A 12,500-nucleotide genomic window follows, 5' to 3' on the forward strand; every position below is an offset into this window, starting at 1 on the left:
ATATGGCGTAATTTCCCCTCCAGCACCACGAGGCGTAATTCCCCCTGCGATAAATCCTGCTCCGTGAGAAAAGCCCGGCTGGTAATATAGCCCCGGCTGATATACCAGTCAGAAATGGCGGCGGTGAGTTCCGTTATTTTCGCCATATTCAGGCACCGGTTCAGCCAGGGCGCGGTCAGTTTTTGCTGCGCCTTTGCGCTGATAAGGGTGACACCGGAAAGGGTGATGGTGTGAACAGTAAAACAGGGGCCACCGGGCTGAGAGGCTGGCGCGCTCTGGCCTGCACGCGGCAGCGGGATGCTGCGCTCCAGTTCGTCGCGCTGTTGCTGGTTCTGCAGCAGCAGTTGTTCCTGCTGCTGACGCACGGCGTCGCGATCGGCCGGAGACAAAGGCGCGGCCTGCGCCGTTGTCGCCAGGAATAAAAATAAAACCAGATAACGCACGCGTTCATCCATGAGAAAAAAGTCCTGACCCAATAAATAAATTTGGGTTAAGTGGTTATTAATTATTGGTTTTGAGTATATTCCTATGGAACAAATTACAAAGCAATATACTGATAAGGAAAACGGCTATTTCTCATAAAAATTTAGGATTAATTCAGGATATATCCTCATTCATATAGACGATGAGAATAATAAAGGTTTTTCACAAGGCAATAAAAAAGCCTCCGTAGGGAGGCCTTAGTGCAACGTTATTACCTGACGCTAACGTTTACGAACATCGGGAATAATTAAATCCCCGCGCACCCGGTACGAACCCAGCACGCTTTGGGTTTTCTCATTCAACCAGGCAACGATTTTCGCGGCCATCGCATCCATCGAATATTCAATGGCCGGGATCGTTGGAATACCCGGTAAATGCAGCGAACCGGCAAGGCTAAACACCATAATGTCGCCAGGGACGGTTTTATTAAACGCCTGCAACTGAGGAATAACCCGCTGCGCTTCCTGCTCGTCTGCTACCAGTAATGCGTTGAAATTCAACGTAGTGGCGTTATTAAGTAACACCTGAAGCGCTACCGATGAAGAGGTATCATCCATAAACACCAGGTTGCGGTTAAACGGCAGGAAATTGTTTTCCAGCGCCAGCTTATAACCCAATAACACCTGATCGGCTGCGGCGCTGTTGGGGTGAATCAGCGCGATTTGTCGACGACCCTGGCTAATCAGATAATTACAAGCCGTTTCCGCCGCAAACGCGTGATCGAACTGAATACTGTTCGGCGTGGTCGTCGCGGATTCCACACAATCCACCAGAATGACATTTTCATCGTCGATATGAAGCGGGAAGCGCGCGCCGATAACCAACACATCGTCACACAGCCCGCAGGTCAGCTCATCCAGGGCGCTCATCACTTCCGCCTTACTGTTGGCGAAGCGTAACAGCAAATGTTTCTGGCTCTGGCTTAAATGTTTTTCCAGCGCGTAAAGGTAAGCGGTGGTTTGGTTGATATTGTCCTGAGCGCAAATAACACCGATGCAGCCTGTCGACTGGCTGAGCAAGGACTGCGCGATAACGTTGGGCCGGTAGTTCAGCTCATCAACCGCTTTCAGTACCGCGAGGCGACTGGCTTCCTTAACGCCGCGCGAACCACTCAACACCCGTGAGACTGTGGCTTTGGACACCCCAGCTAAACGTGATACATCGTTGATTGTAGACATCTTTCTCCCCAGACAGGCGCATTACCGCACCTGCAAATTCCAATTACAGCAACGACCAAAATCTAGCCGTTCGCAGTATAACGGTTTCCGTTTTTGATGGAAACCGTTTTTCCGTTTTGTCATTTTTGCTATCAATTCATCATCGAAATCTGTGATGAAAATCCAATAACCGGGCCTTGTAATCATCAGATATTGACAGCAATCACACTTCTATCCCGAAGAAATGGAAACCGGTTTCCGTATGATGTCCAATCACCTCCGCAATAACTATTTACATTTCGAGGATGAATGACGATGTACAGGATTATGTTGTGTTGCTCAGCCGGGATGTCCACCAGCTTGCTGGTGAGGAAGATGCTGGAAGCAGCGAAGGAACGCGAATTACCGGTGGAGATCGACGCGTACGGTGTGGCGGAATTTGACACGCAGTTTCCGCGTTATCAGGTTGTGCTTCTCGGACCACAAGTAAAATACATGTTAAAAACGCTGTCAGAAAAGGCCGCCGCTCAGGGCATTCCGGTACAACCCATCGACCCGATGGATTACGGCATGCAACGTGGCGAAAAGGTGCTGGACTATGCTCTGTCGCTGATTGAAGCGGCACATTAACAAGGTGTTCTTATGAGTTCCTTATATCAATCAATGATTACGGTTATTGAGCAAACCATTACGCCGCTGGCCGGTCGTCTTGGGCAGCAAAAATATGTTATCGCTATCCGCGACGGTTTTACCGCTGCACTGCCGTTTATGATCATCGGCTCGTTTATGCTGGTGTTTATCTTCCCGCCATTCTCCGCTGACACCACCGTCGGTTTCGCCCGCGCCTGGCTTGATTTCTCCACCGAGTATCGTGCGCAACTGATGCTGCCGTTTAACCTCAGCATGGGGGTAATGACGTTCTTTATCTCCGTCGGTATCGGCGCCAGCCTCGGTCGCCAGTTTAATCTCGACCCGGTGATGACAGGCTTGCTGGCGTTTATGGCGTTTTTGCTGGTGGCCGCGCCGTACGCAGACGGCAAAATCTCCACCCAGTACCTTTCCGGACAGGGGATTTTTACCGCGCTGCTGACGTCGATTTATTCCGCCCGCGTTTATGCCTGGCTGAAACAGCACAACATCACCATTCGCCTGCCGAAAGAGGTGCCGACCGGGGTTGCTCGCTCGTTTGAAATCCTCATTCCGGTACTGGTGATCATTGGGACACTGCACCCGCTGAACCTGTTTATTGAAGCGCAAACCGGCATGATCTTGCCGCAGGCGATTATGCACCTGCTGGAGCCGCTGGTATCCGCATCCGACTCTCTGCCTGCTATTCTGCTGTCTGTGCTGCTGTGCCAAATCTTCTGGTTCGCCGGGATCCACGGTTCACTGATTGTTACCGGCATCATGAACCCGTTCTGGATGGCAAACCTCTCCGCCAACCAGGCTGCACTGGCTGCGGGTGCTGCGCTGCCCCACGTTTATCTGCAAGGGTTCTGGGATCACTACCTGCTGATTGGCGGCGTCGGTTCCACGCTTCCGCTGGCCTTCCTGCTGCTGCGCAGCCGCGTCGCACATCTGCGTACTATCGGCAAAATGGGCGTAGTGCCGAGCTTCTTCAACATCAACGAACCGATCCTGTTCGGTGCGCCAATCATCATGAACCCGATGCTGTTTATCCCGTTCGTCTGCGTGCCGCTGGTTAACGCCGTACTGGCCTGGACCGCCACCAAAATGGGCTTGCTGGCGCAGGTGGTTTCGCTAACGCCGTGGACAACGCCCGCGCCGATTGGTGCGTCATGGGCCGCAAACTGGGCCCTAAGCCCGGTGGTGATGTGCCTGATTTGTATGGTGATGTCTGCGCTGATGTACCTGCCGTTCCTGCGCGCTTACGAGCGTTCGCTGATGAAAACAGAGGAACAAAAAGCGCAAAACACCGCGCCGATGACGGAAACCGTCCGCAGTAACTAAGCCGTAACGCATAAGCAGTAACGAAAAGGAGTCGGTAATGAAATACGTATTTCCCGCAAACTTCTGGTGGGGCAGCGCGTGTTCCGCACTGCAAACCGAAGGGGAAAGCCAGCAGGGCGGGAAAAGCGCCACGACATGGGATGCCTGGTACACCCGGGAACCCTGGCGCTTTCACCAGCAGATTGGGCCGCAGGAGACGTCTACGTTTTACCGCCACTGGCGGCAGGATGTCGCGCTGTTAAAGCAGCTCAATCACAACAGTTTTCGTACGTCGCTCAGCTGGGCGCGTCTGATCCCGGACGGAACCGGCGAAGTGAATCCGCAGGCGGTGGAATTTTACAACGCGGTGATCGACGAACTGCTGGCGCAGGGCATTACGCCGTTTATCACGCTGTTTCACTTCGATATGCCGATGGTGATGCAGGAAAAAGGCGGCTGGGAAAACCGGGAAGTGGTGCAGGCATTCAGCCGCTACGCACAAATCTGTTTTGAGCTGTTCGGCGACCGGGTTCAGCACTGGTTCACCTTTAACGAACCCATCGTGCCCGTAGAAGGCGGGTATCTGTACGATTTCCATTACCCAAACGTGGTGGATTTCAAACGTGCCGCCACGGTGGCGTACCACACGGTTCTGGCCCATGCCAGCGCAGTACGCGCGTTTCGCGCCGGACATTATTCCGGTGAAATTGGCATTGTACTGAACCTGACGCCATCGTATCCCCGTTCGCAGCATCCGGCGGATCTGCAAGCGGCGCACTATGCAGACTTGTTGTTTAACCGCAGTTTTCTCGACCCGGTACTGCGTGGCGAGTATCCCGCTGACCTGGTGGCGCTGCTGAAAGAGTACGATCAGCTTCCCGCCTGCCAGCCGGAGGATATTTCGCTCATTGCAGAAGGGAAAATCGATCTGCTCGGCATTAACTATTACCAGCCGCGGCGGGTAAAGTGCCGGGACAGCGCGGTTAATCCCGCATCGCCGTTTATGCCAGAGTGGTTGTTTGATTATTACGAAATGCCAGGCCGCAAAATGAACCCCTATCGCGGGTGGGAAATTTATGAACCCGGTATTTACGATATTATTACCAACCTGCGCGTAAATTATGGCAACCCACGCTGTTTTATTTCTGAAAACGGTATGGGGGTTGAGAATGAACAACGTTTTATTGAAAACGGGCAAATTAACGACAGTTATCGTATCACCTTTATTCGTGATCATCTGATCTGGTTACATAAAGGTATTAGCGAGGGTTGTAATTGCCTCGGTTATCATATGTGGACATTTATTGATAACTGGTCATGGTGTAATGCCTATAAAAACCGTTACGGTTTTGTGCAGTTAGATTTGGAAACCCAGCAACGTACCATTAAGAAAAGCGGAGAGTGGTTCGCAGCAACCGCTGCTCATAATGGTTTTAATCAGGATTAAATTATTATGGTCGCACTTGAAGAAGCGGTAATGGAGATTATCGTCAACGCCGGACAGTCGCGCAGCCTGTGCTTTGAAGCGCTGCGTGCGGCAAGGGAAGGCAACATGGAAGAGGCGCGTAATCTGCTGCGTGAAGCCGACGGGTATTCCCGTCAGGCGCACCAGATGCAAACAAAATTAATTGAACAGGATGCCGGAGAAGCCCGGCAGCCCATGACATTAATTATGGTGCATGCCCAGGATCATTTAATGACCTCGCTGCTGGCGCGTGAATTATCGGAGGAAATAATCCAGCTCTATCAACGTTAATGAATGGAGAATTGATTACGGTAAATCTTAATTATTCTGTACCCGAGTTACTAAAATAAAGCATTTTGTTTTGATGATGGCAATATTTTCTGTCCTCTGAGGAACGGAAGGTTATTGTCTGAGAACAACTTACTACATTGAGATAACCATGAGAATAAATAAAAAACTTCCAGTGGCGCTGGCGGTTGCGGCTACCCTTTGCTCTGGATCCGTCTTCGCTCAAGAATTTACCCAAGAGCAAATAGATGCCATCGTCGCCAAAGCGGTGGATAAAGCTCTGGCGGACCGTCAGGCTAAAATGGACGCCGCCATCAATAAAAAAGCGGATGTCATCGTCGAACCACAAAGCACGGCGCAAACACCGGATATGGCCATTCCCTATGGCCTGAAATTCAGCGGCTACGCCCGTTATGGTGCACATTTCCAGACTGGCGATCAGAAATATGTCGGTGTTGATGGCTCCTATAATGGCGCCTCAGCCATTGGTCGTCTGGGTAACGAAGGCAACGGCGGTGAATTCCAGCTCTCCAAGGCGTTTAAAAGCGGTAACGGCGCAATCTGGGACGTCAACGTGATGTTTGACCACTGGGGTGATGAAGTTAACCTGAAAAAAGCCTATGCCGGCGTCACCAACCTGCTGGCCTCCAACCCGAATGCGTACTTCTGGGCAGGGCGTGACTTCCACCAGCGTCCACAACAGGGGATCAACGACTACTTCTGGATGAACCACGACGGACAGGGTGCCGGGGTGAAAAACTTCGATATTGGCGGCGTGCAGTTTGATGTGGCCGCCGTCGGCGCTGTCGAATCCTGTAGCCCGGAAGTGCTGGAAGATGAAGCCAACCCGTCGCGCATAACCTGTACCGGTAGTTCGAACGTCGGTGATAAAGGCAACTATGCCGTCACCTCGAAAATTCACGGTATGAAGGTCGGGCCGCTCGATCTGGAGATTTACGCCAACTACGGTTTCGACTCAAAAGCGATTGAAAGCGAAGATCGTCTGAAAGCCTGGCAGGGCGGCGTGGTGCTCAGCCACACCAACGATCATGGGGTAAATAAAGTGATCGCCCGCTACTCCGATAACGCCGACAACAGCGTATTTAATAAAACCGACGATCTGAAAGCGATTTACACCAGCTTTGAGGGCAGTTACAAGTTCTCCCGGCAGACGCAAGTGGACTACTTGCTGGCGTTCCATGATTACGATAACAGCGCCAATAAAGCGGATAACCGCCGCAACTATGGCGTAATTGTGCGCCCGATGCACTGGTGGAACGATGTGCACTCCACCTGGCTGGAAGCGGGTTATCAGCGCGTCGATTATGACGATGGCGGCGACAACCACGGCTGGAAAGTCACCCTCTCGCAGAACATTTCTATCGCGATGGGGCCTGAATTCCGCCCGATGCTGCGCTTCTATGTAACCGGCGGCGAAGTGGATAACAAACGCACCTCACGCGTCAACGGCACGACCGACACGACGCTCGATTCCTTTAACGTCGGCGCGATGTGGGAAGCCTGGTTCTGATGTAAAAAACCGGAGGCGGTCCCCCTCAGCCGCCTCCGGCTAAACTCTGTACATGTGTTATGATGCGCGCCTTATTAATAAGCAATCAGCATGACAGAGTTGAGTTAGAAGATGGGTTCCACGAAAAAAGGGATGCTTTGTGTACTGGCAGCGGCCGTATTATGGGGCAGCTCCGGGGTGTGTGCGCAGTACATTATGGAGAAGAGTCATATTTCGTCGCCGTGGTTAACCATGACGCGACTGCTGTTCACCGGCGTGATTTTGTTAACGCTCTCGTTTGTGCATGGCGACAAGATTTTCGCGATCCTCAAAAGCCGCAAAGACACCTTCAGTTTGCTGTTTTTCTCGCTGTTTGGCGCACTGATTGTGCAGCTCACCTTTTTATTGACCATTGAAAAATCTAACGCCGCCACCGCGACGGTACTGCAATTTTTGTCGCCGACGATTATCGTGGCCTGGTTTGCGCTGGTGCGAAAAGCCCGACCAACGCTGCCCGTGGCATCCGCCATTTTCACCTCGCTGCTTGGCACCTTTCTGTTGGTGACGCATGGCAAACTGACGTCGCTCTCTATTTCTCCGGAAGCGCTGCTGTGGGGAATTGTCTCGGCATTTTCTGCCGCGTTCTATACCACCTATCCCGCAGCGCTTATCGCCCGTTACGGCACGTTGCCGATTGTCGGCTGGAGTATGTTGCTGGCCGGGCTGATGCTGACCCCGTTCTTTGGTGGGCAAGGGGGGGATTTTGTTGTCGATGGCCGCCTGTTGATGGCGTTTTTCTACCTGGTGGTGATCGGCACGGCGCTCACGTTCAGCCTTTATCTGAAAGGCGCGCAACTCATTGGCGGTTCGAAAGCCAGCATTCTCAGTTGTGCCGAACCGCTGAGCAGCGCCCTGCTCTCGGTGGTATTGTTGGGGGTGGCGTTCTCCCTGCCAGACTGGCTGGGCACGCTATTGATTGTCTCATCGGTGATGCTCATTTCGCTCGATTCCCGCCGCAAAGCACGGGTCGCAGCCTGATAGTCACAAGGCCTGATAGCGCGTTGCTTATCAGGCCTGTATGCATTCTACGTTACGCTCTGACCTTCACTTTTGCTGCCACCAACAGTGCGGTCAGTAACATCAGACTACCGGACAGTACCAGCGGCGACAGCAACCCGTAGTGATCCAGTGCAAAACCGCCAATCGCCGCACCACAGGTATTGGCAAGCTGGATCACCGCCACCTGAATGGAGCCGGCTTTCTCCGCCTGATCGGCCAACGAACGGGTGATCCACGTTGACCAGCCAACCGGCACCAGCGCAAACCCCAGTCCCCAGATAATGGCGATACCAGCGGCAACAACTTTATCGGAACCCCAGAAGATCAATACCAACGCACTTGCCGCCAGCGTGAGTGGCGCCAGCGCCAGTGCCATTTTCACCGAGCGCTTCATCACCATCGGCGAAATCGAGGTGCCGACAAAACTGGCAATACCAAAGCTCAGCAACACCAGCGTAAGCCCATCGACATCAAACCCAGCCAGGTTCATGTACACAGGGCGAATATAGGTAAAAAACGAGAACTGCCCGGCGAAGACCATAAAGATCGCCAGCATTCCCGCCGCCACTCCCGGGCGTTTGAGCAGGCCAAACATATTCTGGTGATGCTCAGTTTTACCCGGCAACGACGGCAGCGCCATCCATACCCAGGCAATACAAGCGAACCCCATCAATGCGGCGGCATTGAACACGTTGCGCCAGCCGATAATACCGCCCAGGAAACTGCCAAGCGGCGCGGCGATCACCAGCGCAATAGACACTGCGCCAAAAATCACTGACAGCGCTTTCGGGATAGTGCGCGCCGGTACCAACCGCATGGTCAGTGAGGCCGACATTGCCCAGAAACCACCTAACGCGAGCCCGAGGCAAGCGCGTCCTGCCAGCAGCAGCGTAAAGCTATTGGCAAAAGAGACCAGCAGGCAGGAGAGGGTTAACAATACGGCAAAGGCCAGCACCACATACCGCCGGTCCATCGCGCGGATCACAGTGGTAATAAACAGGCTGGCGAACATGGCGACAAAAGCAGTTACGGTCACGGTTTGCCCGGCGACCCCTTCAGAAACGCCGAGATCCAGTGCCATTGGCGTGAGCAGGCTGACCGGTAAAAACTCCACCGTGATCAGACACGCCACACAAAACGCCACAGCAAAGACGGCGGACCAGTTAGGGCGAATTACCGCATCCGTTGAAGATTGCGTCACAGATTGCTCAGTCATGTATCACCCGCTTAGTTTTTATTCGTGAAAGTCGCGCAGTGTAACATTCATAATCTGTGACGCAATTAACAATTTGGCAACTCTTTACCCGGAGGCAGTTGACCCTCACCCCGGCCCTCTCCCTGGAAGGGAGAGGGGGAAAACCACCACATATCTCACCCGCGCCCCAGAAAGTCGGGAGGTTATTCCCTCCCCCTACGGCGAGAGGCGCAGGAAGAGGAGGAAATTACGCAGCTCGCGCGTTACGTGCTGCGGTCGCCAGGCCGACTATCCACTCCTGGTGCGCGTTGATCATCGGGTTCGGCACGGTGCTGGCAAGCTGTTGCGCTGGTACGCCGCGTTGCGACTCCTGCGTCAGGATGCGGACACGCCCGCCGGGTAAATCCTCAAACAGCCAGGCGTGGATCACGTCCAGCCGTGAGCTGGCGTCACCTTCAACCCAGCCATACCAGGCAATACGCGCGGCCTGGCCTTCCGCAGGCGGCACATATTCACTCACCTGCGCCTCCACCGGGAAACCGAAAGTGGTAAAACGAAAACGGGCGTTGGCGCTTAACAGCGGGCCGCTACCGTCATGGAAACGGATATCCTGCGCATTGCTGTAATAGGTCGGCCAGAGGGTAGTGTCGTTCAGTTGCGCCCAAATCTCCTGCGCCGTTAACCCCGCGACAATGATTTCGTTGGAGGTAAAGTTATCGGTGGTGCCCGGCAGGTAGTCTTGCGGCCAGATTATCGCGCTTTGGGTCAGTGATTGCGTCATGGTGTACCTCGTCAGTAATTAACGAGGGCCACTATGCGTAGCGCAGTGTTATAAATCTAATGGTTATCTTTGATAAACGTTATAACGCAGCGTGATATCAGTGCAGCCAGTGCACACCGTCTTCGGGAATAAACAGCGCGTTATAGCGCATCTGGAAATTGTTCAGTTCGGCGTTATCCGGCTCCAGCTCACGTAAAAAACCGAGTGCCAGGCGTACCTGCGCATCGGTAATCGGTGCCGCCAGCCGCCCTTTTTGCATCAGCCGATGCCAGTACTGCAAGTTTTGCTCGCTGCTGTCGACAATGCATACCTGCCAGATCAGCAACACCTGCGCCGCATTTTGCAGGTGGGCCTCGTCCGGGCGCGCCAGATAAGCCAGATATTCCCCCCCTGCGGTTTTGCCCATCTGGTCGATCATCGATTCGACTGGCACGGGCTGGAGCGTAAGTCGGTCGGTGAGGCGGCGTATCGCACGGCGGGAATCGGAGGTTAATACCCTGAAACCAATCACAAAAACAACCACCAGCGTTGCCAGCATCAACCAAATCATAACCGCTCCTGAGCAGAAAAGAGGCTCATCATACGGGTAAAACGCACGCCACGGACAGTCGTAAATGCGATAATCTTTGTTATCGACTGACCGGGTCATCATCATGAATAACGATATCAGAAACCTCGATCTCAACCTGCTTAAAACCCTTGATGCGCTGCTGGATGAGCGAAACGTCACGCGTGCAGCGGCGCGTCTTTCGTTAACCCAACCGGCGGTGAGCGGCATGCTGACGCGACTGCGCGACTACTTTGCCGACCCGCTGTTTATTCGCGCGCCGCACGGTATGGTGCCAACGGTTCGCGCACACGCGCTGGCGGCCCCGGTTAAACGCATCCTCGAAGACATTGACCTGTTACTGAAACCCATCGCGTTCGACCCGCAGGTAGCCACGCTTACCTGGACGCTGGCCGCTACGGACTACGCGCTCAAAGTGGTGATCGTGCCGTTTATTGCGGCGTTAAAAACACAAGCGCCGGGCATCCGCGTACGCGTAGAACCGGTCGAGCCCCGGCAACTGGTGAGCCAGCTTGAACGCGGTGAGATTGATGTGGCCTTAATGACGCCCTACAGCACACCGCCAGAGCTACATAGCCGGGCGCTGTTTGATGAGCGTTTTGTTTGCATGATGCGCGCCAACCACCCGGATGCCGCGCGGGAAAGTTTATCGCTGGACAGATTCTGTGCGCTGGAGCATGCGCTGGTCTCGTGGGATGGCGACCGCTTTCGCGGCGTGGTGGATGAAGCGCTGGCGGCACAGGGCAGAACGCGGCGTGTGAGCGTGTCGGTGGGTAACTTTCTGATCCTGCCAGACATCCTGGCAGCCAGCGATATGGTGGCCGTTGTGCCACAGCGGCTCGCCAATCTGACCGAAGGCATGAGCACGCTGGCAACGCCTCTGCCGGTGCCGGGTTTTACGAAAACCATGACCTGGCACGAACGTACTCACCGCGATCCGGCACACCAGTGGTTGCGTAACGTGCTGCTGGAAACCAGTCAGGGATAACGCGCCCGGATCACGGGCGCATCAACGAGAGGGTTACTCAATACCGGTTGTGACGTGGAACTGCCGCGTTTCCCCTGGCGCCAACGTCAGCAAGCTGCCATTGCGCTGCGCCGCAAGGAATCCTTCCGGGCGACAAGTGGCAGGCAGGGCAAAGGCCGCCACCTGCTGGTCGCCGTTGTAAAGGATCCAGCGGGTAGCATAGTTAAACTCACGGCTGGAAAAACGCGTCAGATACGTTACGCCATCCGGGCCGTGCATCCGGAAGGTCGGCACATCGGTGTAACGGTTGAGCCTATCGGCGAAAAAGACAATTTCCGGATCGTAAAACGCCGGTTGCGTCAGTGCAGTCAGCGTGGCTTCACCCTGTTGTAAACGGCGGTTAAAAGCCAGCCACTGCTCCGTTGGTTTCACATGTGCTGGCACCGACTCGCGCAGCGTCAATGCATCTTCCGGCAGGTTCTGACTGAACGTTGCCTGGGGTACATACGCGTAATTCATATGGCACATGTACTGGAGCGGCATCGGGGCAGACGCCAGATTAGTCACCGCCATCTCAATAGCAAACAACGCGCTGTTGCTGCGCAGCACCACCGACGGCTGCGCCAGATAGTGATTGCCAAACCCCATCACATACTCATAGCGCCCGCTCAGGCGGAGCGTGTCCCCTTCCAGCTCCAGCCAGGCCTCGTCCATCGATGCGCACGCCATTTCACCGTGCAGGGCGTGCGTGTCTTCCGGTGAAGGGCAGCCATTCGCCAGCAGCCCGGAGTGGAACGCAAAGCAGCCGTAAGTTTCCACAATCTGCTGTGCTGGTTTCGGCTGGCTGAACATGTTACGCATGGTCAGGGATCGATCATCGAAATACGCATCCCAGATCATCTGCCCCAGCCAGGGCAGCACCAGCAGATGGCCGCGGGCATTCTCCATTTTCAGCGCTTCAATTCCGCCCGGATAGCGAAACGCGCTGACGGTAAAGTCACGGTTTTCCAGAAGGATGCGCGGCTGCGCAGTAAACAACTCACGCCAGAGCGCCAGACGTGTGGTCATCATCATCTC

13 protein-coding genes are annotated in these 12,500 nt (G+C 54.3%); 7 read left to right on the plus strand and 6 right to left on the minus strand.

Annotation, left to right across the window (positions count from 1 at the left end):
* Both GA0061071_RS20740 and GA0061071_RS20745 read right to left on the minus strand, forming a co-directional pair.
* The coding region (locus GA0061071_RS20740) for a POTRA domain-containing protein (protein WP_139109688.1) at positions 1 to 455 on the minus strand (455 nt) is incomplete at its 3' end.
* Positions 456 to 704: 249 nt separating this feature from the next.
* Positions 705 to 1,661, minus strand: coding sequence for a LacI family DNA-binding transcriptional regulator (locus GA0061071_RS20745; protein WP_061492433.1), 957 nt, complete (start codon positions 1,659 to 1,661; stop codon positions 705 to 707).
* Between the two features lie 294 nt (positions 1,662 to 1,955).
* On the opposite strand from GA0061071_RS20745, the gene GA0061071_RS20750 reads away from it, so the two are divergent.
* From GA0061071_RS20750 to GA0061071_RS20775, 6 genes are all read left to right on the plus strand, one after another.
* Entirely contained in the window at positions 1,956 to 2,270 is a 315-nt protein-coding gene (locus GA0061071_RS20750; RefSeq protein ID WP_061492432.1) for a PTS sugar transporter subunit IIB, read from the plus strand.
* 12 nt (positions 2,271 to 2,282) lie between these two features.
* Entirely contained in the window at positions 2,283 to 3,611 is a 1,329-nt protein-coding gene (locus GA0061071_RS20755) for a PTS sugar transporter subunit IIC (protein ID WP_061492431.1), read from the plus strand.
* Between the two features lie 37 nt (positions 3,612 to 3,648).
* Positions 3,649 to 5,037, plus strand: coding sequence for a glycoside hydrolase family 1 protein (locus GA0061071_RS20760; RefSeq protein WP_088236944.1), 1,389 nt, complete (start codon positions 3,649 to 3,651; stop codon positions 5,035 to 5,037).
* A 6-nt stretch (positions 5,038 to 5,043) separates the two neighbouring features.
* Positions 5,044 to 5,346: a PTS lactose/cellobiose transporter subunit IIA gene (locus GA0061071_RS20765; protein WP_170933823.1), complete on the plus strand. Its 303-nt coding sequence runs from the start codon at positions 5,044 to 5,046 to the stop codon at positions 5,344 to 5,346.
* Positions 5,347 to 5,494: 148 nt separating this feature from the next.
* A complete protein-coding gene (locus GA0061071_RS20770) occupies positions 5,495 to 6,874 on the plus strand; it encodes a carbohydrate porin (RefSeq protein WP_061492428.1) in 1,380 nt (459 codons plus the stop codon).
* A 111-nt stretch (positions 6,875 to 6,985) separates the two neighbouring features.
* Positions 6,986 to 7,891, plus strand: a complete 906-nt coding sequence (locus GA0061071_RS20775) for an EamA family transporter (RefSeq protein WP_088236945.1) — start codon at positions 6,986 to 6,988, stop codon at positions 7,889 to 7,891.
* A gap of 52 nt (positions 7,892 to 7,943) precedes the next feature.
* Here GA0061071_RS20775 and nepI read toward each other — a convergent pair whose 3' ends face one another.
* The 3 genes from nepI to GA0061071_RS20790 all read right to left on the minus strand — a co-directional run bounded on the left by nepI (position 7,944) and on the right by GA0061071_RS20790 (position 10,438).
* Positions 7,944 to 9,128, minus strand: coding sequence for a purine ribonucleoside efflux pump NepI (gene nepI / locus GA0061071_RS20780; protein WP_061492426.1), 1,185 nt, complete (start codon positions 9,126 to 9,128; stop codon positions 7,944 to 7,946).
* A 226-nt stretch (positions 9,129 to 9,354) separates the two neighbouring features.
* Entirely contained in the window at positions 9,355 to 9,888 is a 534-nt protein-coding gene (locus GA0061071_RS20785) for an SRPBCC family protein (RefSeq protein ID WP_088236946.1), read from the minus strand.
* A 97-nt stretch (positions 9,889 to 9,985) separates the two neighbouring features.
* A complete protein-coding gene (locus tag GA0061071_RS20790) occupies positions 9,986 to 10,438 on the minus strand; it encodes a DUF1198 domain-containing protein (RefSeq protein WP_061492424.1) in 453 nt (150 codons plus the stop codon).
* A gap of 103 nt (positions 10,439 to 10,541) precedes the next feature.
* On the opposite strand from GA0061071_RS20790, the gene GA0061071_RS20795 reads away from it, so the two are divergent.
* The gene (locus GA0061071_RS20795; protein WP_061492423.1) at positions 10,542 to 11,444 is read left to right on the plus strand and encodes a LysR family transcriptional regulator; all 903 of its coding nucleotides are present in this window, start codon (positions 10,542 to 10,544) and stop codon (positions 11,442 to 11,444) included.
* Positions 11,445 to 11,477: 33 nt separating this feature from the next.
* Here GA0061071_RS20795 and GA0061071_RS20800 read toward each other — a convergent pair whose 3' ends face one another.
* Positions 11,478 to 12,491, minus strand: coding sequence for an aldose 1-epimerase family protein (locus GA0061071_RS20800; RefSeq protein WP_088236947.1), 1,014 nt, complete (start codon positions 12,489 to 12,491; stop codon positions 11,478 to 11,480).
* Positions 12,492 to 12,500 lie beyond the last annotated feature (9 nt).

This window comes from Kosakonia oryzendophytica, from assembly GCF_900094925.1.
Lineage (GTDB): Bacteria > Pseudomonadota > Gammaproteobacteria > Enterobacterales > Enterobacteriaceae > Kosakonia > Kosakonia oryzendophytica.